Origin of the sequence: Streptomyces chartreusis (assembly GCF_008704715.1) — a bacterium.
In the GTDB taxonomy this organism is placed as follows: domain Bacteria; phylum Actinomycetota; class Actinomycetes; order Streptomycetales; family Streptomycetaceae; genus Streptomyces; species Streptomyces chartreusis.
Genome location: NZ_CP023689.1, coordinates 7880605 through 7904693, shown reverse-complemented (window position 1 = coordinate 7904693; position 24089 = coordinate 7880605). Strand labels below are relative to the sequence as shown.

The following is a 24089-nucleotide window of genomic DNA, read 5'->3' as shown; positions in this document are numbered from 1 at the left end:
CACGTTCCCATCTCGTGCGGCGGGCCGGAGGTCACCGGCCCTGCGTCAGCGCTTGGTGGTGTCCGTCGGCTCGTTGACCGGGCGCGAGCTGGTCACGTCACCGGGGGAAGCCTGGATGATGCGCTGAGCCGGGGGCTGCTGGTCGTCGCCGGCGTTGTTCGGCGGGTCGGCCGGGGCGGCGGACTTGTTGTCGTCCTTCATCGCCTTGGCCTCGCTCTTCAGGATCCGGGCGGACTTGCCGAGCGAGCGCGCCATGTCCGGAAGCTTCTTCGCGCCGAACAGCAGGATGATGACGACGAGGATGAGAATGATCTCGGGGGCTCCGAGCCTTCCGAACATAAGTCTTTACCTTCTCACCGAGGCGGCTGGGGTGGGATGCTGTCCGATCGGTCGGACATGTGTCCGAACGATCGTGTTGACAGCGATCGTAACGCTCAGGGGTAAACGAGAGGCAATCCCCGTGCGTACTACTCCCTGTCCGCGGTCCGGGCCTCGTTCTCCGACCCGCGACCAGCAGCGTACCTTTCCCCGCCGCCAGGTTGACAGGGCGAAGTGGCCCAAAACGCATGCGGCACTGCACTCACACCCAATCCTTGGGGTGACTACTGGGAGTCCACAGCGCGGGCCGCGCTCATGCTCGCCCGCTCCAGGTCCTCGGCGGCCCTGCTGATGCGCTGCGCCGAGTCCGTCACCTGCCGGCCGAGCCGCTGAGCCTCCAGGAAGACCCGCACGGCGAGCACACCGAGGACGGCGAGACCCAGAAAACCCACAGCTACCGCGAACATCGGCCAGAACATGAGGGCGAGCCTAGACCGTCCTAGACCGTGGAGTGCAGCCGCAGGGTGCTGACACCGCCGCCGGTCAGCAGCTCGATGATCCGCTCGCCGGCGGGCTTGCGGACGGCGACGCCGCAGTCGGGGCAGGTGAAGGAGTAGAACGTCGTACGGCTGCTGGCGCCGATGGCGAGGCGCAGGGCGCTCGCGCCGAGCTCGAAGCGGCCCCGGCAGTCCGGGCAGCCGGCTCTGAACACCACCGGAGCCACGCTTCTCATCCCGGCGAACGCTGACGCCACCGTGATTCCCCGCACACCGGACCCGGACGTAGCCGACTCGCTCAAAGCCCTTGCTCCTGCCTGTCGCCCTGCCGCTCCTGAACCACACGCGTCCCGTGGGACTCCTGCACCTCGACCCCGTCGTACGCCGTCAGTGCCTCGCGGGCCGCCTGCCGGGCGCTGTCGGCCAGCTCGGGCGGCGACACGATGCGGCCGTCGCGGCCCAGCCGGAGCGCCAGGCGCCGCAGCGACGCCGGGTCGGGGGTACGCAAGGTGATACGCAGCCCGCCGTCCGCAAGCTCATCCGCGCTGTCGTGCGGGTAGTACTCGGCGACCCAGCGCCCGCCCGGACCGACCTCGACGACGACCTCCGGGTCCTCCGCCGCGGGCTGCACCAGCCCCTCGGACAGGTCCCGCAGCTCCACCTCGGGCGGCGCGGACGCCTCTTCGAGGATCTTGATCTCGGCGACCCGGTCGAGGCGGAAGGTACGCCGGGCCTCGGAGCGCCGGCACCAGGCCTCGACATAGGTGTGGCCGACGCTGACCAGGCGGATGGGGTCGATCTCGCGCTCGGTGACCTCGTCGCGGGCCGGTGAGTAGTAGCGGATCCAGAGCCGGCGCCGCTCGGAGATCGCCCGGTCGACGTCCGCGAAGACACCGCCCTCGGCCTCGAAGGTCACCGACAGCCGGGCACTCGCGCCGGCCGCCTCGCCCGAGGCGGCCTCGACCTTGGCGGTCGCCCGCAGCAGCGCCTGCCGGTCGCTCTCGCGCAGGCCGGGCAGCGTGGCCACCGCGCGGGCGGCCACCAGCAGCGCGGTCGCCTCGTCGGCGGCGATTCGCAGCGGCTCGGCCACGTCGTCGGGGTTGTGCCACCAGATGCGCTCGCCGTCGGTGTCGATGTCGAGGAGATCGCCGCCGCGGAAGCTGGTGCCGCACATGGGCAGCACGTCCAGGTCGGAGACCAGCTCGTCCTCGGAGATCCCGAAGGCGCGCGCGACGTCCTCGACGCGGGCGCCGGGACGCTCCTTCAGATACGTCACCAGCGAGAGCATCCGCCGGGTCTGGTCGATGGCGTTGACGGGCCTGACCGGTTTGCCTGCCACTGTCTCGCTCCGCTCCCCCTCAGCCCTTGGCCACGGCACGCAGCCGGTCCACGACATCGGCCCGCAGTTCGGCGGGCTCCAGCACCACCACGTCCGGCCCGAACTCCACCAGCCAGGCATCCAGCCCGTGGCCGTACGGAATCTCCAACTCGTCCCAGCCGTCGCCGAGTTCCCGAACCGCCGTGGCCTTCGCCCGAAGGGGGTACCCGGCGTCCGTGCGCAGCCGGATCAGCGCGGAACGGTCGGCGTTCTCCCCCGCCCAGCTCGCGACGGTCTCCCGCACGGTGACGACGTCGGGGATCTCGGCGGTGAAGCGGCCGCTGCGGCTGCGCACCTTGCCGGTGATCCGGGACAGGCGGAACACCCGCTCCGCACCGCGGTCGCGGTCCCAGCCCGCCAGATACCAGTGGCCGCGCCAGCACTCCAGCGCCCACGGCTCGACATGGCGCTGCTCGGGGCGGGCGGCGGTGGCCTTCCGGTAGTCGAAGACGACCGGACGGCGGTCCCGGCAGGCGAGCATCAGCGGCTCGAACGCCGCCTCGTGCACGGGGATACGGGGCTCCAGCGCGCCGTGCGCCTCGTACGGGTCGACGTCCTCCGGCAGTCCCGCGGCGCGCAGTTTCTGCAGGGCGCCGCTGGCCGCGCCGGCGAGCCTGGCCTGCTGCCACACCTTGGCGGCCAGGCCGAGCGCCGCGGCCTCCTCGGCGTCCAGGGTGATCGGCGGCAGCCGGTTGCTGTCGCGGCGGGCCAGATAGCCGACGTCGCCGTCGAGATTCTCCACGGTCTCGATGACCAGCCCGAGTTCGCGCAGATCGTCCTTGTCGCGCTCGAACATCCGGTTGAAGGAGTCGTCGCTGCCCGCTTCGAGATAGGCCTCGATGGACTCACGCAGCTCGCGCTTGCTCAGTGGCCGCCGCGTCCCGAGCAGACACAGCGCCAGGTTCATGAGCCGCTCGGCCTTGGCAATGGCCATCGACGCCCTTCGCCTTCCCTATGGTGCTTACGAGCGATGACCGTACCGCTCCGCAGTGGCGTGACAAAAGCCGAGGCCCATGCCCGCACAGGCATGGGCCCCAGGTTGTCGGCTCCGATCGCCCGCCGATCACAGTCGGCGATCGGACGCGACGATCAGACGCCGAGCAGGTCGACCACGAAGATCAGGGTCTCGCCGGGCTTGATCGCCGGGGTGGGGCTCTGGTTGCCGTAGGCGAGGTGCGCCGGGATGGTCAGCTGGCGACGGCCACCGACCTTCATGCCCTGCACGCCCTGGTCCCAGCCCTTGATGACGCGACCGCCGCCGAGCGGGAAGCGGAACGGCGTACCGCGGTTCCAGCTGGCGTCGAATTCCTCACCGGTGCTGAAGGACACGCCCACATAGTGGACGGTGACGGTGTGGCCCGCCTGCGCAACCTCGCCGTCGCCCTCCCAGATGTCCTTGATCTCCAGGTCCTTCGGCGGCTCGCCGCCCGGGAAGTCGATCTCGGGCTTGTCGATGCTCACGTCTTACGCTCCATGCTTGTTGTGGAAAGGCAACGTTCTCAGTCTTTCATCACGACGGCCGGACTCACATCTTGGCCAGGATGTCCACGGTGAAGACCAGCGTGGCGCCCTTCTCGATACCGCTGCCCTGCGGCGGGTTGTCGCCGTAGCCCAGGTCCGGCGGGATGACGATCAGCACACGGCTGCCGACCTTCTTGCCGGTCAGGCCCTGCGACCAGCCCTTGACGACCTGTGCGAGCGCGAACGACACCAGCTGCTTGTTGGCGTACGTCGAGTCGAATTCCTTGCCGTTGGACCACTGCACGCCCTTGTACTGCACGAGCACCGTGTTCTCGGCGGCCACCGCGTCGCCGTCGCCCTCGATGACGTAGTTCGCCACCAGCTTCTTCGGCGGATCCGTCTTGGGGATCTCGATGGAGGGGGCCTTGCCGTCGGTGTTGGTGCCGGCCTTGGGCAGGTCCGCGTCGTTCTGGGCGACGGTCTTGCCCTTGGCGGAGCTCTTGGAGTTGAACGAGGCCTCGATGTCGACCACGAACACCAGCGTGTCGGTGCCCTTGATCCCGGCCTGCGCGTTGCCCTCCTTGCCGTAGCCCAGCTCCGGCGGGACGGCCATCTCGACGCGGCTGCCGACCTTCTTGCCGACCAGGCCGTACCGCCAGCCGTCGATGATGCGGCCCTGGGAGAGCTGGATGAGCAGCGGGGTTTTACGGTCGTAGGAGTTGTCGAAGACCTTGGCCGTGGCCCAGATCTGGCCCAGGTAGTTCGCCTGGAGGTAGTCGTTCTCGGCGACCACCTTGCCGTTGCCCGCGATGACCGTCTTCACCGCGAGGTCCTTCGACGGCTCGCCCTCGCCCTTGGCGACCGTGGGCTTCTCGCCGAACTTCGTGCCCGCGGTGATCGCCGGGAGCGGACCGTCCACGATCTTCGGCGAGGGCGCGGCCGAGCCGTCCGGGTTCGACGGCGACGCGCTGTCGCTTCCCTGTCCGGAGTCCGATCCGTCGTCGTCACCGCATCCGGCGAGCGTGACCAGTCCTGCGGGAACAGCGATGAGAAGTGAGCGTCGGCGCACGGTGGGGGCCTCGTAATCGGTCGATCTTGTGGATGGCGTGCGCGCAACTCTACGGCGTGAGAAGGGCGCCGTACGGGAAACGTACGGCGCCCGTGTTGCGTTCCGGCCGGATGTGACCGCTGTGCGATGTCAGGCCGGTCTCAGCGAATGCCTCACATTCCGGCGATGAGTTTCTCCACCCGGTCGTCCACCGAACGGAACGGGTCCTTGCACAGGACGGTGCGCTGCGCCTGGTCGTTGAGCTTGAGGTGGACCCAGTCGACGGTGAAGTCGCGGCGCTGTTCCTGGGCCCTGCGGATGAAATCGCCGCGCAGCCGGGCCCGAGTGGTCTGCGGCGGAACGGACTTGCCTTCGAAGATCTTCAAGTCGTTGCAGATGCGCGCCGCTTGACCCTTCTTCTCCAGCAGGTAGTAGAGGCCACGACGCCGGTGGATGTCGTGGTAGGCGAGGTCTATCTGAGCGACCCTCGGATGCGACATGGTCATGTTGTGCTTGGCCCGGTACCGCTCGATGAGCTTGTACTTCATGACCCAGTCGATCTCGGTGCCGATGCGGTCGAGGTCCTCGGACTCGATCGAGTCCAGGGTGCGGCCCCACAGCTCCAGGACCTGCTCGACGGTGCCGGTGCGGATGCCGCGGCGCTCGCAGAAGTCCACGGCCTTCTCGTAGTACTCGCGCTGCACCTCCAGCGCGGAGGCCTCGCGGCCACTGGCCAGGCGCACCTTGCGCCGCCCTGTGATGTCGTGGCTGACCTCGCGGATCGCCCGGATGGGGTTCTCCAGGGTCAGGTCGCGCATCACGGTGCCCGCCTCGATCATGCGCAGCACCAGGTCGGTGGCGCCGACCTTGAGGAGCATGGTCGTCTCGGACATGTTCGAGTCGCCCACGATGACGTGGAGGCGGCGGTAGCGCTCCGCGTCCGCGTGCGGTTCGTCGCGCGTGTTGATGATCGGCCGGGAGCGGGTCGTCGCCGAGGAGACGCCCTCCCAGATGTGCTCTGCCCGCTGGCTGACGCAGTACACCGCGCCCCGCGGGGTCTGCAGCACCTTGCCGGCGCCGCAGAGAAGCTGCCTGGTGACCAGGAACGGGATGAGGATGTCCGCGAGCCGGGAGAACTCTCCGTGCCGCGCCACGAGATAGTTCTCGTGGCAACCGTAGGAGTTACCGGCCGAGTCGGTGTTGTTCTTGAAGAGGTAGACGTCGCCCGCGATTCCCTCCTCGTGCAGGCGTCGTTCGGCGTCCACCAGGAGTCCTTCGAGAATGCGCTCGCCCGCTTTGTCGTGGGTGACCAGTTCGGTCACGTTGTCACATTCCGGTGTGGCGTATTCCGGATGTGATCCCACGTCGAGATAGAGGCGGGCGCCGTTTCGCAGAAAGACATTGCTGCTGCGGCCCCATGACACGACACGGCGGAAGAGGTACCGCGCCACCTCGTCGGGAGACAGGCGGCGCTGTCCCCTGAACGTACATGTGACGCCGTACTCGTTCTCCAGCCCGAAAATGCGGCGGTCCATGACTGAACATTACGCCCGATCCCCTGAGCTGAAACGGGGTTCGACGGCACGGTTTGGATCATTTTCCGATGAAGCCGCAACCACCGCACCCCTGCCGGGAGCTGCGAGGACCCTTCCGGTGGCCAGCAGGACCAGCAATGACACGGCCCCCGCGCCACCCGGCACGGCGAAACCCCAGAAGGCCCCGCCGGCCTCGACCACCGGCCCCGCGAGGCCCGTTCCGACGGACGCGCCCACGGTGAACGTCGTCACAAGCCAGGAGAACGCCTCGGTGACGGTGCCCTGCGGCGCGTGCCGGTCGACGAGCACGAAGGCACACGCGATGCACGGCGCCAGGAAGACTCCGGCGAGCACCGCGAGGAAGGTCATGGCGACCGCTCCTGGCATCAGCATCAGCGGCAGGTAACACACCGCCAGAAGGGCCACCAGCACCCGCAGTCGCCGCGCGGGCTCACCGCCCCACTGCCGCGCCCCGTACGCCGTCCCGCCGATCAGGGCGCCCAGCCCCAGCCCCGCCATCAGCCAGCCGTACACCACGTCACCGCCGTGGTCGTCCGCGTACGACACCGCCGCCACCGCGATGGACCCCATCGCCACGCCGACGAACAGGAAGGCCCCGAGCAGCGCCAGCAGGCCCGGCGAGCGCAGCGCACCCAGCCAGTGCGCCTCGCGCGGTGCCGAGCGCCACGCGCGCGAGGGCGGCGACACGACTACCGACAGGGCGCCCAGCACCCCGATGACGTTCAGCACGAGCAGCGCCGCCTGGGCCGACCACAGCGAGGCACACAGGGTCAGCAGCAACGGTCCCACGGTGAACATGACTTCCTGGGCCACGGCGTCCATGGCGTACGCGGTGTGCACCTGGCCCTCCTTGTGGAGGACCGAGCCCCACAGGGCCCGCAGACCGCCTTCCAGGGGCGGCGTGAAGAGTCCGGCGGCGGCCACGGCCGCGTAGGCGAGCGGCAGCGGGGAGATGCCCACGAAGGCGAACACGGCCATGGCCAGCGCCGAGGCGATCGCGGCGGGCAGCTGCACCCGCGGCTGGCCGTGCAGGTCCACGATGCGTCCCAGCACCGGCTGGCCGATCGCGTTGGCGACGCCGTACACGGCCGCCAGTGCGCCGGCGAGGCTGTAGGAGCCGCCCTCGGCGCGCACGAACAGCAGGATCGCGAGCGCGGCGACGGCGTTCGGCAGCCGGCCTATGAGGGTGCCGACGAGCAGCCGGGCGGCATGCCTCGCCCTGAGGATCTCCACGTATGCGCCGGTCATCGGCCGCGCCGCCCTCCGCTGAAGTTTTACGTATAACGTCCTTCGTCATACGTACCATGTGCGCTGTTCACGAGTCCAGGTGAAGGAGTAGGCGGACGGTGGCACACGGCAGCACGCGCCCCACCAGCCGGGACGTCGCCCAGGCCGCGGGCGTCTCCCAGGCCGCGGTCTCCCTCGTCCTGGGCGACAAATGGCGCGGCCGCGTCTCCGCGGCCACGGCCGAACGCGTACGCGAGGCAGCCCGCGAGCTCGGCTACCGGCCCAACCTCGCGGCCCGCAACCTGCGCCTCGGCCACACCCGCACGGTACTCCTGGTGGTCCCGGCCCTCACCACGGAATTCTTCGCCGGCGTCTACACCGGTGCCGCCCGCGTGGCCGCCCGGCACGGCTTCGGCGTGGTCCTCTACCCCTCCCCCGAAGGCATCGGCCCCGCCCGCAACCCCTTCGCCTCCGCCCAGGCCGCCCTGGACGGCGTCATCGCCTCCTCCATGGCCGCCGACGCCCTCACCGCCATCCGCGGCGACCAGCTGCCCCTCGTCATGCTCGACAGCGACCCCGCGGGCAGCCTCGGCGGCGCGACCGTGAACCTGGACATCGCCGACGGCGTCCGTCAGGTCACCGAGCACCTGCTGGGCCTCGGCCACCGCCGCTTCCTGCACCTGGCGGCCGACATCGCGTCCTGGACGTTCGAAGTGCGCGCACACGAGCTGGCCACGCGGCTCGCCGGGACGCCCGGCACCTCACTGCGGACCGTACGCGCCCCCATCTCCATCGACGCGGCCCGCACCGCGGCCGAAACCGCGCTCGCCGCCCAGGACCCCCGCCCCACCGCGATCATCTGCGACGACGACAAGCTCGCCGCCGGCGCCTACAAGGCCGTACGGCGCCTGGGCCTGCGCATCCCCGACGACATCTCCGTCACCGGCCTCGACGACCTCGCCCTCGCCACCGCCATCGACCCCGAACTCACCACCGTCCGGCTGGACGCGGAACTGTTCGGCGAGCGCGGCATGCAGGCCCTTCTGGCGGTCCTGGAAGGCCGCGAGCCGGAAGAGGGCGACATTCCGGTCCAGCTCGTCGTACGAGGCTCCACAGCCCCGCCCAGCGCCCCCTGACGGCCCCCGGACACGCCCTGTGCCCCGGCCGAGGGTCGGCCGGGGCACAGTACGGGCGGGGTGAAGCCGGTGGGACTACTCCTCGGCAGCGCCGGACTCCTCGGAGGACTCGTCGTCCTCGGCGCTCTCGGCCTCGGTGGCCGCTCCGCCGGCCTCGAGGAGCCGGTCGAGCTGACGGCCGACGATGCGCTTGAACTTGCGCGACTGCGGACGCGTACGGTCCAGCACCGCGACCTCCAGGCGCTCCGCGGGGATCTCCCGCTGAGTGCCGTTCGACTCGCGCGACAGCGCCTGCACGGCCAGCTTCAGCGCCTCGGCGAGGGTCATGCCGTCCTGATGGCGCTGGTCCAGATAGTTGCTGATCAGTTCCGCGTTGCCGCCGACCGCGACCGAGCCGTGCTCGTCCACGATCGATCCGTCGTGCGGCAGCCGGTAGATCTGGTCGCCCTCCGGCGTCGCGCCGACCTCGGCGACGACCAGCTCCACCTCGTACGGCTTCTCGGCCGCGGAGGAGAAGATCGTGCCCAGCGTCTGGGCGTAGACGTTGGCCAGACCGCGGGCGGTCACGTCGTCACGGTCATATGTGTAACCACGGAGGTCGGCATACCGCACGCCGCCGATCCGCAGGTTCTCGTACTCGTTGTACTTGCCGGCCGCCGCGAAGCCGATGCGGTCGTAGATCTCGCTGAACTTGTGCAGCGCACGGGACGGGTTCTCGCCGACGAACACGATGCCGTCGGCGTACTGGAGCACGACCAGGCTGCGACCACGCGCGATGCCCTTGCGGGCGTACTCCGCCCGGTCGGCCATGGCCTGCTGGGGTGAGACATAGAACGGCGTCGACACCGGTTATCCGTCCCTTTCTGTCGAAGTCACAGGATCACCTTGATAAGACGGAACCCGCGCCTACAGCAGCGCGGCCCGCGGGCCGTCGGGCTGCTCCAGACGCCGCTCCAGGATCGAGCGGGCGATCTCGGAGGACTCGTCGTCGCCCAGCCGGCGGAAGCCGTCCTCGGTGATCACGGTGACGATCGGGTAGATCCGGCGGGCGACATCGGGACCACCGGTCGCCGAGTCGTCGTCGGCCGCGTCGTACAGGGCCTGCACCACGAGCGTCGTGGCGTCGGCCTCGCTCAGATCATCACGGAAGAGCTTCTTCATGGCGCCACGCGCGAAGATCGAACCGGAGCCGGTGGCGGCGAAACCGTGCTCCTCGGAACGGCCACCGGTGACGTCGTAGGAGAAGATCCGTCCCCTCTCCCGGTCCACGTCGTACCCGGCGAAGAGCGGCACCACGGCCAGCCCCTGCATGGCCATGCCGAGGTTGGAGCGGATCATGGTCGACAGCCGGTTCGCCTTGCCCTCCAGCGACAGCTGGGCGCCCTCGACCTTCTCGAAGTGCTCCAGCTCCAGCTGGAAGAGCTTGACCATCTCGACGGCCAGACCGGCCGTACCGGCGATGCCCACGGCCGAGTACTCGTCGGCGGGGAACACCTTCTCGATGTCGCGCTGCGCGATGACGTTGCCCATGGTGGCGCGGCGGTCACCGGCGAGGACGACGCCTCCGGGGAACGTGACGGCGACGATGGTCGTGCCGTGCGGCGCCTCGATCACGCCCTGCGTGGGCGGGAGTTGACGCTTGCCGGGCAGCAGCTCCGGCTGGTGGTCGGAGAGAAAGTCCATGAAGGAGGACGACCCAGGCGTCAGGAAGGCAGCTGGTAGACGCCCGGTGCTACGAGTGTTGGCTTCCACGCGATTCCTTCCGGATAAGCGGCGGCCCGGCAGACGGCGTCGGGGTTCTCCCCCCAACTGGCCGATGGCCGAATTGCAGTTGAAGCACAGTACGCCACGGACCCTACCCGTCTTGTGGCTGTGATCCACATGAACGGCCGCGGCCTTCGGACAGATGACGCGGAGCCGCCGGGAGCCGGTGGGCATCCCGGTTCCGGCCGGACGCGGCAGGGCGCGCACGACCGTGGTGCCGCGAGCCGGCGAGGGGTGGGCGCCCGGGCGCGAAGGCTGCGCACGGCGTGAATCCGCCGCGCCGCACGCAGCGCCTCATCTCCGGCTCGCCGACCACCACGCCACCCCGTTCACCTTCGATTCGAAGGGGAAAAGCGGCTACTCCCCGCCCTTTTGGACAAAGGACCGGACGAAGTCCTCTGCGTTCTCCTCGAGCACGTCGTCGATCTCGTCCAGGACGGAGTCCACGTCGTCGCTGAGCTTCTCCTGGCGCTCCTTGAGGTCCTCGGAGGCCTGCGTCTCCGCAGCCTGCTCCTCGACCTCCTCGGTGGAGCGCGTGGCCTTCTGCTGTCCGCCGCCGGTGTCCTTGGTTGCCATATCCCTCACCCCGCTCGTGTCGCCCGACATGTTCGGCAGGTCGGCTTTCCTGCCGATCGGTGATGATCAGACCCTACAAGCCGGGTCTGACATCGGCCCCGCAGTTTCTCCAACGTACGGGGGCCATCTCGATGATTCCCGGACGCCGGGTTTTCCACCCTGCCCGGCCGACCCCGGCCGGGCGGACCCGGAGGCCGATCAGCTGCCTGACAGGACCCTGACCAGGTCTTCTGCCGTCCGGCAGCGGTCCAGGAGCTCCTTGACGTGATTTCGCGTTCCGCGAAGCGGTTCGAGGGTTGGAACCCGCTGGAGGGAGTCGCGGCCCGGGAGATCGAAGATGACCGAGTCCCAGGAGGCCGCGGCGACGTCGTCGGCGTATTGCTCCAGGCAGCGGCCCCGGAAGTAGGCCCGGGTGTCCTCCGGAGGCTTCACCTGCGCCCGCTCCACGGTCTGCTCGTCCAGGAGGCGCTTGATGCGTCCGCGGGCCACCAGACGGTTGTAGAGGCCCTTCTCGGGGCGTACGTCGGCGTACTGGAGGTCGACCAGATGCAGCCTGGCCGCGTCCCAGTCGAGGTCGTCGCGGCGGCGGTAGCCCTCCATGAGCTCCCGCTTGGCGACCCAGTCCAGCTCGCCGGAGAGGCTCATCGGGTCGCGTTCGAGCCGGTTCAGGGTGTCCTCCCATCGGGCCAGGACGTCCTTGGTCTGCTCGTCGGCGTCCGCGCCGAAGCGCTCCTCGACGTATTTGCGGGACAGCTCGTAGTACTCCATCTGGAGCTGAACCGCGGTGAGTGTGCGGCCGCTGCGGAGGGTGACCAGGCGCTTGAGGGACGGGTCGTGCGAGACCTGGTGCAGCGTGCGTACGGGCTGGTCGACCGCCAGGTCCACCGCGATGAAGCCGTCCTCGATCATGGACAGGACCAGGGCCGTCGTGCCCAGCTTGAGGTAGGTCGAGATCTCGGAGAGGTTGGCGTCGCCGATGATCACGTGGAGCCGGCGGTACTTCTCGGCGTCGGCGTGGGGCTCGTCGCGGGTGTTGATGATCGGGCGCTTCAGGGTGGTCTCGAGCCCCACCTCGACCTCGAAGTAGTCCGCGCGCTGACTGAGCTGGAAGCCGTGTTCGTGGCCGTCCTGACCGATGCCCACGCGGCCCGCTCCGGCGAAGACCTGACGGGAGACGAAGAAGGGCGTGAGGTGGCGCACGATGTCCGAGAAGGCGGTCTCCCGCTTCATCAGGTAGTTCTCGTGCGTGCCGTAGGAGGCGCCCTTGTTGTCGGTGTTGTTCTTGTAGAGATGGATGGGCTGGGCGCCGGGGAGCTGGGCGGCCCGCTCGGCGGCCTCGGCCATGATGCGCTCGCCGGCCTTGTCCCACAGGACGGCGTCGCGCGGATTGGTGACCTCGGGCGAGCTGTACTCGGGGTGCGCATGGTCGACGTAGAGCCGCGCTCCGTTGGTGAGGATCACGTTCGCGAGGCCGATGTCCTCGTCGGTGAGCTGGCTGGAGTCGGCGGCCTCACGGGCGAGGTCGAAGCCCCGCGCGTCCCGCAGCGGGTTCTCCTCCTCGAAGTCCCAGCGGGCCCGGCGGGCCCGGTGCATCGCCGCCGCGTAGGCATTGACGATCTGGGATGAGGTGAGCATGGCATTGGCGTTGGGGTGGCCGGGGACGGAGATCCCGTACTCCGTCTCGATGCCCATTACTCGCCGTACGGTCATGCGGCCCTCCTTGCCCGGCGGCACCCTCGGTCGTGGGCGCCGCACAAGTACCGCTGGCGCTCGGTTGCGTGTGCGGTGCCCGTCCCCGCACTGCGCGACTCGGCGGTACGGAAGAGCCTAGAGCGCCTTTGCCCTGGTGGGGAGATCATTTGCGTCATTGCCTTGCACGCCTTGTGTTCCGGTTGTGGCCGGAAAAACAGTGGGCTGCGGGTACCCGATGAGGGCACCCGCAGCCGCCCTGGTCTTTACAGGTACTGTCCGGTGTTGGCCACCGTGTCGATGGAGCGTCCGGTGTCGGCGCCCTGCTTTCCGGTGATCAGGGTGCGGATGTAGACGATCCGCTCGCCCTTCTTTCCGGAGATCCGGGCCCAGTCGTCCGGGTTGGTGGTGTTGGGCAGGTCCTCGTTCTCCTTGAACTCGTCCACGCAAGCCTGGAGCAGGTGGGAGACGCGGAGGCCCTTCTGCTTGTGCTCGAGGAAGTCCTTGATCGCCATCTTCTTGGCGCGGCCCACGATGTTCTCGATCATGGCACCGGAATTGAAGTCCTTGAAGTAGAGGACTTCCTTGTCGCCATTGGCGTAGGTGACTTCCAGGAAGCGGTTCTCCTCGGATTCGGCGTACATCTGCTCGACGGCGGTCTGGATCATGCTCTGGACCGTCATGGCCTTGTCGCCGCTGTGCTCGCCGACGTCCTCGGGGTGGAGCGGGAGACGCTGAGTGAGGTACTTGCCGAAGATGTCCTTGGCGGCCTCGGCGTCGGGACGCTCGATCTTGATCTTCACGTCCAGGCGGCCGGGGCGCAGGATGGCCGGGTCGATCATGTCCTCGCGGTTGGAGGCACCGATCACGACCACGTTCTGCAGGCCCTCCACACCGTCGATCTCGGCGAGCAGCTGCGGGACGATGGTGTTCTCCACGTCCGAGCTGACACCGGAGCCACGGGTGCGGAACAGGGACTCCATCTCGTCGAAGAAGACGATGACGGGCGTGCCCTCGGAGGCCTTCTCACGCGCACGCTGGAAGACGAGGCGGATCTGCCGCTCGGTCTCGCCGACGTACTTGTTGAGAAGCTCCGGGCCCTTGATGTTGAGGAAGAAGCTCTTGCCCGCGGCCACGCCGGTGACTTCGGCGACCTTCTTCGCCAGCGAGTTGGCGACGGCCTTGGCGATGAGCGTCTTTCCGCATCCGGGCGGCCCGTAGAGCAGGACGCCCTTGGGCGGGCGCAGTTCGTGCTCCTTGAACAGGTCCGGGTAGAGGTACGGCAACTCGACGGCGTCGCGGATGGCCTCGATCTGGCCGCCCAGGCCACCGATCTGCTCGTAGCCGATGTCGGGAACCTCTTCGAGGACGAGTTCCTCGACCTCGCTCTTCGGAACGATCTCGTATACATAGCCGGAGCGGGGTTCGAGCAGCAGGGCGTCGCCGGGGCGGATGTTCACGCCGCGCAGCGGCTCGGCGAGCCGTACCACCCGTTCCTCGTCGGTGTGCCCGAGCACCAGGGCGCGTTCGCCGTCCTCGAGGATCTCCTTGAGGGTGACGATGTCCCCGACGCTCTCGAATTCCATGGCCTCGACCACGTTGAGGGCTTCGTTGAGCATCAGTTCCTGGCCGCGCCGGAGGTCGTCGAGTTCGACGCTCGGGCTGACATTCACGCGGAGTTTGCGTCCTCCGGTGAAGATGTCCGCGGTGCCGTCCTCATTGGCTTGCAGGAAGACACCGAAGCCGGCCGGCGGCTGTGCGAGCCGGTCGACCTCTTCCTTGAGGGCCACGATCTGGTCTCGGGCCTCACGGAGCGTGTTCGCCAGTCGCTCGTTCTGGGCGGACACGCCGGCCAGGTTCGTCTGCAACTCGACGATCCGCTCTTCGAGAATCCTCGTGTGTCGCGGAGAGTCGGCGAGCTTGCGTCGCAGGACGGCGATCTCCTGCTCAAGGTAGGCAATCTGCCCGGCCGGGTCGTCGGACCCTCGTCCCGGGCGGATGCCGCGGTTCATGTCGTCGTCGTGGGCTGCCACGGTCCTCACCTCCTCCAAGGGGAGCTGGACGCTTCCAGACCCTACCTGGGTGGGTGTCGATTGAAACCCCTAGATCACAAAGACGGTCGGGGTGTGTCCGATCTTCACCCTTGCGCTCTCCCTCACGCCAGGGGAATACCCACCGGACATGATTGGAACCCAGTCGAAGGTAGGGTCGAAGCGTTCAACACCCGTCAGAGCTGGCCGGATTCCCGTTCGGCTCGGCGCAGCAAGCGGTAGGAGAGATGAGCGTGGAGCGGACGGCCGGGGTCGAGGGTGAGGCGCTGGAGGTCTGGATCGATCAGGATCTCTGTACCGGCGACGGCATCTGTGCCCAGTATGCGCCCGAGGTGTTCGAGCTGGACATCGACGGTCTGGCCTATGTGAAGAGCTCCGAGGACGAGCTCTTGCAGGCCAAGGGGGCCACAACGCCCGTACCCCTGCCGCTTCTCACGGATGTCGTGGACTCGGCGAAGGAGTGCCCGGGCGACTGCATCCATGTGCGTCGCGTTTCGGACAAGGTCGAGGTGTTCGGCCCGGACGCCGAGTGACCTTTCGCGCACGGGGTGTTACGACTGTCTGATTTCTCACAACTCTCTGTGGCGAGGGTCAGACGCTGTGGGCACCAGCGGGTGTCGAGCGCACGAACGAGCCGTTCTGCCACTGCCATTTCGCGCTCTTCTTCACGTCCGGGCAGCAACGCGGTACGTCGGTCGAGGAGTAGCCGAGCAGCTCGGCCTCGACCGCTCCGTCACGGACGGCGATGTCACTGACGGTGATGCTGTCCTTCGTGTCGACGAGGGTCGCGACGACGCGGGGAGCGGCTGTCTCCTTGGCGTTCGTGAGGACGTAGACGCCGTCGGGCGGGGTGCCCATCGGGGAGTCGCAGTGCACCACGGCCACGGTCTCGGGGCTGCCGTCGCCGTCGAGGTCTCCGCTGGCCTTCTTCACCACGACCGCCTTGACGGGGCCGCATTCGAGCGGGAAGTCGATGCGCGCGGGGTCGGGCGGTGTGACCGCCGCGGCGGCGTGCTTCGTCTCCGGACCGGCTGCCTGGGCCGCTGTCGCCGCACCGGGCTGGAGGACCGAGGAGAACGCCACGACACCGGCGACCGCTGTGGCGGTGGCGAGCCAGTGGATGGGCCGGGTGTGGGTGTGTGCCAGTTCCGGGACGGCGGATTGCTGCACTAGGAGCGTCTCCTGTGAGGGCTGTGCCGGTGGGGGTGGGTGGCACGCATCGTGCCACACGTCACAGTGTCACGGAACGGCGGGGGTGTGGAGTTCCGGTGCCGGATGTCGGGTGGCCGGAGGTGCGGGCGGGGCGCGCGGCGCTCGGCAGGCGGTCGGTTTCCGGGGGCACGTCAACAGAAAGGCGCTGTGGTCGAGTTCCCGGGGTGACCTGGGAACTCGACCGCAGCGCCGGTGCGTTGGATGCGGTACGGGGCCGGCTCAGCGGCCGGTGCCACCGTCGGCGTTGGGGCCTTCGTAGTCCTCGCCGTAGGCGCCCTTGGCGGGGCGTCGGCGGCGCATGGGCGGCTCCACACCGTCGGCGAGTCGGCGGGCGGTGAGGAGGAAGCCGGTGTGTCCGATCATCCGGTGGTCGGGGCGGACGGCCAGGCCCTCGATGTGCCAGTTGCGGATCATCGACTCCCAGGCGGTCGGCTCGTTGAAGCAGCCGATCTCGCGGATGGACTCGACGGTCCGGGCGAGCTGGGTGGTGGTCGCGACGTAGCAGCAGACGATGCCGCCGGGGACGAGCGCCTTGGAGACGGCCTCCAGGCACTCCCAGGGGGCGAGCATGTCGAGGATGACGCGGTCGACCTCGGTGTCGGACAGGTTGTCCTGGAGGTCGCCGACGGTGAGCTGCCAGGCGGGGTGGGGGCCGCCGAAGTAGCGCTCGACGTTCTGCCGGGCGATGTCGGCGAAGTCCTCGCGGCGCTCGTAGGAGTGCAGCATGCCCTGGTCGCCGATGGCGCGCAGCAGGAAGCTGCTGAGCGAGCCGGAGCCGACGCCGGCCTCAACGACGCGGGCGCCGGGGAAGATGTCGGCGAAGGCGAGGATCTGTCCCGCGTCCTTGGGATAGACGACGGCTGCCCCGCGGGGCATGGACAGGACGTAGTCGGGGAGCAGGGGGCGCAGCGCGAGGTAGGCGACGTTCCCGGTGGTGCGGACAACGCTGCCCTCGGGAGCACCGATCAGTTCGTCGTGCGGGAAGGAACCCTTGTGGGTGTGGAAGTTCTTCCCGGCTTCGAGCGTGAACGTGTAGTGGCGGCCCTTGGGGTCGGTCAGCTGAACCTGGTCCCCGACCTTGAAGGGCCCGCGACGGCGGGCGGCACCGGTCGGTTCGGACATGTGAACAGCCTACCGGCGTTTCCGGGGGCCGCCGACCACGGGTGAGCGGCCCCGGGAGCGGGCTGCGTCAGTTCGGGCGGGCCATCGCCTTCACGAAGGCGCGCTCGACGTCGGCCGCCGACAGCACGCCGTAGATCTCGCCGGTCTCCTCGACGACCAGGTACTCGGTGGCGGGGGCGGCCCGCAGGGCGTCGAGGAGTTCCTCGCCGGAGAGTTCGGCGGAGACGCGCATGCCGTCGGTCAGGTCGTGGGCGACGCCGCTGACGGGGACCCAGGGGCGGCGGTGTTCCGGTACGCCGACGATGGCGGCCTCGCGGACGAGGGAGAGGGGGTTGCCGTCGGCGTCGACGACGACCAGGGCGCGGGCGCCGGCAGCGTTGGCACGGCGCAGGGCCTCCGACAGGGGGGTGTCGGTCTCGACGGGGACGGCGCGGCGGGTCAGGTTGCGGGCGCGCAGCTCGGGGAGGTGCTCGCGCAGCCTGGCCATGCGCAGGCTGTTGCCGGCGCCGGTCCAGATGATCGCCGCGAGGATGGCGGCGAGCAGGGCGTCCATGACGGTGTCCATGCCGACGTTGTCGACGGCGTCGGAGCCGAGGGCGCCGGACTGGGTGAGCCACGGGAGGCCGACCAGGACGGAGACGGCGAGGGCCCGGCCGATCCAGGCGGCGGCGACGGTGCCGCTCATCGGCCTGCCGGTGATCTTCCAGACGACCGCGCGGAGCATGCGGCCGCCGTCGAGGGGCAGGCCGGGCAGCAGGTTGAAGGCGGCGACGATGAGGTTGGAGATCATCAGGCCGGCGAGCAGGACGCCGGGGACGGTGCCGGGTTCGACGAACTGCATGGCGCCGTAGAAGACGCCGCTGAGGACCAGGGAGAGCAGGGGGCCGACGAAGGCGAGCACGAACTCCCGGCCGGGGGTCTCGGCTTCCTTCTCGATCTCGGAGACGCCGCCGAAGAACTGGAGCTGGATGCGCCGGACCGGGAGCTTGAAGCGCAGGGCGGCGACCGTGTGGGCGAGTTCGTGGACGAGGACGGACGCGTAGAAGGCGACCGCGAAGAAGAGCGAGACGAGATAGCGGGCGGCGCCGAGCTCGGGCAGTACGCGGTCGAGCTGCCCGCCGAACACCCAGGTGATCAGGGCGGCGACGAGGAACCAGCTGGGCGCGACGTACACGGGCACGCCGAACGGCCGCCCCATCAGCAGCCCGCCCCGGGGGTCCTTCGGCCGCTGCGGCGGACGCCCCTTGGTGGTGCCGGAGTGGGCGAGCGTGCGGTCGAGGTGAGGGGTGGCCTGGTGGTCGTGCGGGGTGGGGGCGTCGGGGTGCGGGCGCCGGGGCTCGTGGGCGCCGGAGGCGGCGCCCTCTCCCGTGCCGGGCTCGGAAGGAGTGGAGCTCGATCGCGGGGCCTCGGGGGCGGTGGTGTCCCGCACCTCCGGGCGGTCGGCGGACCTGCTCCCGGTGTCGCCCGCGCCGTCCGTGCCCGCTGAGCCCTGCGTGCCGTTCTCGGGCTCGGGGTCCGCGTGCGCGGTGTCGGACGGGGTCGGGTCGGGGCGTGTGGGGTCGGTGGCCGGGGCCGTACGGTCTGGTCGGCGCTCGGTCGACTCGTCGGTGCCGGACCGCGGCTGCCCGCTCCCGCCGCTCTCGTCCACGATGTCCCCTCGTTCTCAGCGTCTTCCGCCCAAGCGTCTTCCGCGCCTGCCGGGCGGAAGGGTCTCGGGTCGATGGTATGCGGCCGTCCTGAAGCCTTCCGCCCCGGCACCCCCTGAGTTTCCCCTGACGTACCGCCCGTAACAGCCGGGCTGGGTCACTGTCAGTGGTGGGCCGTAAGGTCTGTGGTCATGGAGACGAGCACGGAGGGTGCCGCGGCGGACAGCGGCGGTGACGTCACGCCGGTGACGGCACCGGTCACAGGGCCGGTGGCGGACGAGGAGCCGGCGGGGGCGGACGGTACGGCGGATGCGGTCGCGACCGGTGAGGGCGTGACGGGTGAGGGAACGGCCGCTGAGGGCCCGGCCGGCGAGGCCGTGGAGGTCGCCGCCCTGCCGGTGATACCGCCGAGCTCGCTGTCCCCGTCCCGTGCCAGTGACTTCATGCAGTGCCCTCTGCTGTACCGGTTCCGGGTGATCGACCGGCTGCCCGAGAAGCCGAGTGCGGCGGCGACCAAGGGGACGCTCGTGCACGCGGTGCTGGAGCGGCTCTTCGACTCCCCTGCCGCCGAGCGGACCGCTCCGCGGGCCAAGTCCCTGATCCCCGGGCAGTGGGACCGGCTGCGGGAGAGCAGGCCGGAGGTCGTGGAGCTGTTCGCGGACGACCCCGAGGGCGAGCGGCTGGCGACCTGGCTGGGCGAGGCGGAGCAGCTCGTCGAGCGCTGGTTCGGGCTGGAGGACCCGACCCGCCTCGAGCCCGCCGAGCGCGAGCTGTTCGTCGAGGCCCGGCTGGACTCGGGCCTGAAGCTGCGCGGGATCATCGACCGCGTCGACGTGGCGCCGACGGGCGAGGTGCGGATCGTCGACTACAAGACGGGCAAGGCGCCCCGGCCCGAGTACGCCGAGGGCGCGCTGTTCCAGATGAAGTTCTACGCCCTGGTGGTCTGGCGGCTGAAGAACGTCGTCCCGCGCCGGCTTCAGCTCGTGTACCTCGGCAGCGGTGACGTACTGACGTACGACCCCGTGCTCGCGGACCTGGAGCGGGTCGAGCGCAAGCTGCTCGCGCTGTGGGACGCGATCCGGCAGGCGACGGAGTCGGGCGACTGGCGGCCCCGGCCGACGAAGCTGTGCGGCTGGTGCGATCACCAGGCCCACTGCCCGGAATTCGGGGGCACTCCCCCGCCGTATCCGTTGCCGGTCGGGGCGGGCGAGTCCGGTGGCGGTGCGCAGGGCAGAATGGGGCCGGACTAGCGAAGGAGACTCACGTGGCCATCCGCGTCCTACTGGTCGACGACCAGCCCCTGCTGCGAACCGGCTTCCGGATGATCCTGGAGGCCGAGCAGGACATCGCGGTCGTGGGCGAGGCCGGTGACGGCCTCCAGGCCCTCGACCAGGTGCGGGCTCTGCAGCCCGACGTGGTCCTGATGGACATCCGTATGCCCCGCATGGACGGGGTGGAGGCGACGCGGCAGATCACCGGGCCCGGGCGGGACGGCCCGGCGAAGGTTCTGGTGCTGACGACCTTCGATCTCGACGAGTACGTGGTGGAGGCGCTGAAGGCGGGCGCCAGCGGATTCCTGCTGAAGGACGCCCCGGCCAACGAGCTGGTGCAGGCGATCCGGGTCGTCGCCGCCGGTGAGGCGATGCTCGCGCCGAGCATCACGCGCCGGCTGCTCGACAAGTACGCCACGCATCTGCCCTCGGGCGACGAGCCGGTCCCGGACACCCTGCACACGCTGACCGAGCGCGAGGTCGAGGTGCTCAAGCTGGTGGCGCGTGGGCTGTCTAACGCCGAGATCGCCGCCGACCTGTTCGTCAGCGAGACGACCGTGAAGACCCATGTGGGTCATGTGCTGACCAAGCTGGGTCTGCGGGACCGGGTGCAGGCCGCGGTGTACGCGTACGAGAGCGGTCTGGTGCGCCCCGGCGCGCAGTAGGAGGCCGGGTCACGACGAAGAGGGCGCCCCTTCCGGAAGGAAGGGGCGCCCTCGGTGCGTTCGGGCCGTGTGCAGCCGTCCGTCAGCCCTTGCTCAGCTCCCAGAAGCGGAACACGGTGGACGCGTCGAGGCAGTACTCCAGGCCGTAGACGTTGTCCCGGACGACGGCGTACTGCTTGGCCTGCCAGACCGGCAGGACGGGCAGCTCCTTGGCGACTATGTCCTGGAGCTGGCCGAAGTCGTCCTCTGTCGCGGCGCGGTCGCTCTCGGCCGCGGTGCGCGGGATGAGCGTGCCGGTGATCGCGTTGTTGCTGTAGTTGTTGCTCAGCACGTTGCCCTTGCCGAAGAAGGGCGCGGTGAAGTTGTCGGCGTCCGGGTAGTCCGGGATCCAGCCCTTCACGTACACGCCGTACTTGCCGTCGGCGATGTCCTTCTCGTACTGGTCGAACGCGACGGACTGCACGTCCGCGTCGAACAGGCCGCTGGCGTTGAGCTGCTTGGCGATCGCCTTCAACTCGTCGTCGGTGGCGGGGCCGTAGCGCGACGGGGTGGACCACAGGGTCAGCTTGACCTTGCCGTTCACGCCCTCGTCCTGGAGCGCCGCGGCGGCCTTGGAGCGGGAGGGGCGGGCGCCGTAGGTGTCGAAGAAGGCCGTGTTGTGGCCGCCGATGCCGGCCGGGATGATCGAGTACAGCGGCGTGGCCGTGCCCTGGTAGACATCCCTGATGAGGGCGTCGCGGTCGAGCAGGTAGGCGATGGCCTTGCGCACGCCGAGCTTGCCGGTGACCGGGTCGTCCATGTTGAAGACCAGGTGCTGGACCTCGGCGCTGCCGCCCTCGACGACCTCTATGCCGGAGTCGCCGCCGGAGTTCTCGACGTCGGTGATGTCGCCGGCGGTGAGACCGCGGTAGGCGATGTCGACCTCGTTCTCCTTGATGGCCTTCTTCAGGGCTTCCTGGTCGCCGTGGAAGAACTTCATCGTCACGCCGGAGTTCTGCACTTCGGCGGTGCCCTTGTAGTTCTCGTTGACCGAGAAGACGGCCTCGTCGTCGTCGAACTTGTCGAGCTTGTACGGGCCGGAGCCGACCGCCTGGCCGTCCTTGCGCAGGCCGGCGGCGTCGTACTGGTCCTCGTCGACGATGGAGCCGGCACCCGAGGCGATCTTGCTCGGGAAGGTGGCGTCGGAGGAGTTGAGCCGGAAGACGACCGTCTTGTCGTCCGGCGTCTCGACCTTGCTCAGGGTGGGGAACATGACCGCGGGGCCGTCGGGGTCATTGATCTTCAGCAGGCGGTCGAAGGAGAACTTGACGTCCTTCGAGGTGAGCTCGTCGCCGTTGCTGAACTTCAGGCCGTCCTTGAGCGTGCACTCGTAGACCGTGGCCTTGGAGTCGGAGAAGGCGCACTCCTCGGCGGCCTCGGGCTGCGGTTCCGTGGCTCCCTTGGGGAAGCTGAGCAGCGACTGGAAGACGTTGTTGAACAACAGCCAGGAGCCGGGGTCGTAGCCCGAGGCGGGGTCCGTGGCCAGGACGTCGTCCGACATCCCCATGACCACCGAGGTGCCGGTGCCGCCGGCGTCCCCCGTCTCCGTGCCACAGCCGGTCAACAGGCCGGAGGCCAGCCCTGCCACTACGGGCAGGACTGGCCACTGGTTGCGCATGTTCACTTACGAGTGCCTTGTCGTCGATTGTGCGGAACCCGTCCCGGGTCCCCGGGCCAGGCCCGGCGTCCCGGTGGGGGCGCCGGGCTCGGAGAGACGTCAGCCGCTCACGCCACGGCCGAGCTCCCACAGCTGAAGGGTCGAGGAGGAGTTGAGGACGTAGGCCGTGCCCGTGACGGCGTCGTTCGCCGCGACGAACTGCTTGCCCTGCCACAGCGGCAGCACCGGCACGTCGTTGGCGACGATGTCCTGCATCTCCGTCAGGCTGCCGGAGGCGGACAGCCGGTCGGCGACCCGGCGGGACTCCGGGATCAGATCGCTGCGGATCGCGGAGTTGGCGTACGGCGAGCCGAGGAAGTTGTCCTTGTCGAGGAACGGCGCGAGGTAGTTGTCGGCGTCGGGGAAGTCCGGGAACCAGCCCATGCCGTAGACGTCGTACGCGCCCTTCTGCTCGGCGGGGCGGAACGTCGCCCAGGGCGTGCCCTTGATGTCGACCTCGAACAGACCGCTGTCGTTCAGCTGCTTCTTCAGCAGCTCGAACTCCTTCTCGGTGGCCGAGCCGTAGTGGTCGGTCGTGTAGTGCAGGGTCAGCTTCACCGGGGTGGTGACGCCGGCCCGCTCCATCATCGACTTGGCCTTGTCGACGTCGGGGTCGCCGTACTTGTTGAAGAACGAGTTGGAGTGGCCCGTGATGCTGGCCGGGACCAGCGAGTACAGCGGCTCGGCCTGCGAGCCGTAGACCTTGGAGACGAGCTCGCCGCGGTCGATGACCTGGGCCATCGCCTGGCGGACGGCCTTGCTCTTCACCGTCGGGGCGTTGGTGTTGAAGGCCAGGTAGCGGATCTCCAGGCCGGACATGTCGACGAGGTCGACCTTGTCGTCGGAGTCGGCGGACAGCTTCTGGATCTGTTCGGGCGACATGGTGCGGGTCATCAGGTCGATGTCGCCCTTGTCGAGGGCGCTGCCCATCTCGTCGGCGTCCTTGAAGTTCCGCAGCTCGACCTTGTCGTTGTTCACCTTCAGGCTCCCCTGGTAATTGGGGTTCTTGGTGAACACGGCGGAGACCAGCTTGTCGTCCTCGACCTCGGCCTTGAGCGTGTAAGGGCCGGACCCGTCGAGCTCGAAGCCGTCGCGCAGCTTCCTCTTGTCGTAGATGTCGGGGTCGACGATGCCGGCGACCGGGGTCGACAGCTTGAACGGGAACGTGGCGTCCGCGGTCTTCAGGTGGAAGATGACTTCGTTGTCGCCCTGGGTCTCGACGGTGTCGATCGTGGACAGCAGGGCGAAGACACCGCTGTCGGCCTTGAGGGCGCGGGCGCGGTCGATGGAGTACTTGACGTCCGAGGCGGTGACCGGGTCGCCGTTCGCGAACTTCAGGTCCTTGCGCAGCGTGCAGGCGTAGCGCTCGTTGCCGCTGTCGGTGAAACCGCAGCTCTCGGCGGCCTCGGGGACCGGCTCGCCCTCACCGCGCGGCTGGATCATCAGGGTCTGCACCGTCTGGCGCAGGATGTTCCAGGTGCCGACGTCATAGGCGAAGGCCGGGTCGAGGGGGGCGGGAGCGTCCTTCGAGGCAGTGAACGCGTCGGTGGTGCCGACGACGATCGCGTCGCCATTGTCGCTGCCGCTGTCGGTCCCGCCACAGGCGGCGAGAACCGGCACGAGCAGGCCGATGACGGCCGGCAGCACCAAAGTCTTGCGGTTCATGCTCGGGTTTCTCCAGCGGTCGACTCCGTGTACCCGGCATGCAGGGGTGTCGCGGCGGATCACGGGGTAAGTTCGATGTTCTCGCGATGAGATTAGTCCGCGCGCGCAGGA

Annotated in this window: 23 protein-coding genes and 1 pseudogene; 4 read left to right on the top strand and 20 right to left on the bottom strand. The window is 69.1% G+C overall.

What is annotated here, in order from left to right; genetic code table 11:
- Positions 1 to 45: 45 nt before the first annotated feature.
- The 9 genes from tatA to CP983_RS34880 all read right to left on the bottom strand — a co-directional run bounded on the left by tatA (position 46) and on the right by CP983_RS34880 (position 7506).
- A complete protein-coding gene (gene tatA / locus CP983_RS34920; RefSeq protein ID WP_030956493.1) occupies positions 46 to 339 on the bottom strand; it encodes a Sec-independent protein translocase subunit TatA in 294 nt (97 codons plus the stop codon).
- Positions 340 to 602: 263 nt separating this feature from the next.
- On the bottom strand, positions 603 to 797 hold the full coding sequence (locus tag CP983_RS34915) for a hypothetical protein (protein ID WP_150504035.1): 195 nt from the start codon (positions 795 to 797) through the stop codon (positions 603 to 605).
- Between the two features lie 20 nt (positions 798 to 817).
- Positions 818 to 1117, bottom strand: coding sequence for a hypothetical protein (locus CP983_RS34910; protein ID WP_150504034.1), 300 nt, complete (start codon positions 1115 to 1117; stop codon positions 818 to 820).
- On the bottom strand, positions 1114 to 2154 hold the full coding sequence (locus CP983_RS34905) for a helix-turn-helix transcriptional regulator (RefSeq protein ID WP_125527111.1): 1041 nt from the start codon (positions 2152 to 2154) through the stop codon (positions 1114 to 1116). The genes CP983_RS34910 and CP983_RS34905 overlap by 4 nt, the downstream gene beginning before the upstream one ends.
- Before the next feature lie 19 nt (positions 2155 to 2173).
- On the bottom strand, positions 2174 to 3127 hold the full coding sequence (locus tag CP983_RS34900; protein WP_107909266.1) for a helix-turn-helix transcriptional regulator: 954 nt from the start codon (positions 3125 to 3127) through the stop codon (positions 2174 to 2176).
- A gap of 155 nt (positions 3128 to 3282) precedes the next feature.
- Entirely contained in the window at positions 3283 to 3654 is a 372-nt protein-coding gene (locus CP983_RS34895) for an FKBP-type peptidyl-prolyl cis-trans isomerase (RefSeq protein WP_030955463.1), read from the bottom strand.
- A 64-nt stretch (positions 3655 to 3718) separates the two neighbouring features.
- Entirely contained in the window at positions 3719 to 4723 is a 1005-nt protein-coding gene (locus CP983_RS34890) for an FKBP-type peptidyl-prolyl cis-trans isomerase (protein ID WP_125527110.1), read from the bottom strand.
- A 152-nt stretch (positions 4724 to 4875) separates the two neighbouring features.
- Positions 4876 to 6237, bottom strand: a complete 1362-nt coding sequence (pafA, locus tag CP983_RS34885) for a Pup--protein ligase (protein ID WP_030955459.1) — start codon at positions 6235 to 6237, stop codon at positions 4876 to 4878.
- 9 nt (positions 6238 to 6246) lie between these two features.
- Complete coding sequence (locus CP983_RS34880) at positions 6247 to 7506, bottom strand: MFS transporter (RefSeq protein WP_125527109.1); 1260 nt, start codon at positions 7504 to 7506, stop codon at positions 6247 to 6249.
- A 98-nt stretch (positions 7507 to 7604) separates the two neighbouring features.
- On the opposite strand from CP983_RS34880, the gene CP983_RS34875 reads away from it, so the two are divergent.
- On the top strand, positions 7605 to 8621 hold the full coding sequence (locus CP983_RS34875; protein ID WP_150504032.1) for a LacI family DNA-binding transcriptional regulator: 1017 nt from the start codon (positions 7605 to 7607) through the stop codon (positions 8619 to 8621).
- Positions 8622 to 8696: 75 nt separating this feature from the next.
- Here CP983_RS34875 and prcA read toward each other — a convergent pair whose 3' ends face one another.
- The 6 genes and pseudogenes from prcA to arc form a co-directional block, all read right to left on the bottom strand.
- Entirely contained in the window at positions 8697 to 9467 is a 771-nt protein-coding gene (gene prcA, locus CP983_RS34870; RefSeq protein ID WP_150504030.1) for a proteasome subunit alpha, read from the bottom strand.
- A gap of 60 nt (positions 9468 to 9527) precedes the next feature.
- Positions 9528 to 10373, bottom strand: coding sequence for a proteasome subunit beta (prcB, locus tag CP983_RS34865; RefSeq protein WP_037867770.1), 846 nt, complete (start codon positions 10371 to 10373; stop codon positions 9528 to 9530).
- Positions 10325 to 10532: pseudogene (locus tag CP983_RS34860) on the bottom strand (endonuclease domain-containing protein); the annotation flags it as partial. The pseudogene CP983_RS34860 and the gene prcB, both read right to left, overlap by 49 nt.
- 210 nt (positions 10533 to 10742) lie before the next feature.
- Positions 10743 to 10961, bottom strand: a complete 219-nt coding sequence (locus tag CP983_RS34855; RefSeq protein ID WP_030955201.1) for a ubiquitin-like protein Pup — start codon at positions 10959 to 10961, stop codon at positions 10743 to 10745.
- Between the two features lie 198 nt (positions 10962 to 11159).
- On the bottom strand, positions 11160 to 12671 hold the full coding sequence (gene dop / locus CP983_RS34850) for a depupylase/deamidase Dop (RefSeq protein ID WP_341874897.1): 1512 nt from the start codon (positions 12669 to 12671) through the stop codon (positions 11160 to 11162).
- Between the two features lie 245 nt (positions 12672 to 12916).
- On the bottom strand, positions 12917 to 14683 hold the full coding sequence (gene arc / locus CP983_RS34845) for a proteasome ATPase (protein WP_093867001.1): 1767 nt from the start codon (positions 14681 to 14683) through the stop codon (positions 12917 to 12919).
- Between the two features lie 245 nt (positions 14684 to 14928).
- On the opposite strand from arc, the gene CP983_RS34835 reads away from it, so the two are divergent.
- Positions 14929 to 15234: a ferredoxin gene (locus CP983_RS34835; protein ID WP_030955196.1), complete on the top strand. Its 306-nt coding sequence runs from the start codon at positions 14929 to 14931 to the stop codon at positions 15232 to 15234.
- Positions 15235 to 15292: 58 nt separating this feature from the next.
- Here CP983_RS34835 and CP983_RS34830 read toward each other — a convergent pair whose 3' ends face one another.
- The 3 genes from CP983_RS34830 to CP983_RS34820 form a co-directional block, all read right to left on the bottom strand.
- A complete protein-coding gene (locus CP983_RS34830; protein WP_150504028.1) occupies positions 15293 to 15871 on the bottom strand; it encodes a hypothetical protein in 579 nt (192 codons plus the stop codon).
- A gap of 261 nt (positions 15872 to 16132) precedes the next feature.
- Positions 16133 to 17035, bottom strand: coding sequence for a tRNA (adenine-N1)-methyltransferase (locus CP983_RS34825; RefSeq protein ID WP_030959514.1), 903 nt, complete (start codon positions 17033 to 17035; stop codon positions 16133 to 16135).
- Positions 17036 to 17102: 67 nt separating this feature from the next.
- The gene (locus CP983_RS34820) at positions 17103 to 18683 is read right to left on the bottom strand and encodes a site-2 protease family protein (RefSeq protein WP_150504026.1); all 1581 of its coding nucleotides are present in this window, start codon (positions 18681 to 18683) and stop codon (positions 17103 to 17105) included.
- Between the two features lie 189 nt (positions 18684 to 18872).
- Here CP983_RS34820 and CP983_RS34815 point away from each other — a divergent pair, with 189 nt between their 5' ends.
- Positions 18873 to 19931 (top strand): RecB family exonuclease, encoded by a 1059-nt coding sequence (locus tag CP983_RS34815; RefSeq protein WP_150504024.1) that lies wholly within the window; start codon positions 18873 to 18875, stop codon positions 19929 to 19931.
- A 14-nt stretch (positions 19932 to 19945) separates the two neighbouring features.
- Complete coding sequence (locus CP983_RS34810; protein WP_030946450.1) at positions 19946 to 20617, top strand: response regulator; 672 nt, start codon at positions 19946 to 19948, stop codon at positions 20615 to 20617.
- An 82-nt stretch (positions 20618 to 20699) separates the two neighbouring features.
- On the opposite strand, the gene CP983_RS34805 is transcribed toward CP983_RS34810, so the two are convergent.
- Both CP983_RS34805 and CP983_RS34800 read right to left on the bottom strand, forming a co-directional pair.
- Positions 20700 to 22280: an ABC transporter substrate-binding protein gene (locus tag CP983_RS34805; RefSeq protein WP_150504022.1), complete on the bottom strand. Its 1581-nt coding sequence runs from the start codon at positions 22278 to 22280 to the stop codon at positions 20700 to 20702.
- 93 nt (positions 22281 to 22373) lie between these two features.
- Positions 22374 to 23978, bottom strand: coding sequence for an ABC transporter substrate-binding protein (locus CP983_RS34800; RefSeq protein ID WP_125527794.1), 1605 nt, complete (start codon positions 23976 to 23978; stop codon positions 22374 to 22376).
- Positions 23979 to 24089: the final 111 nt, after the last annotated feature.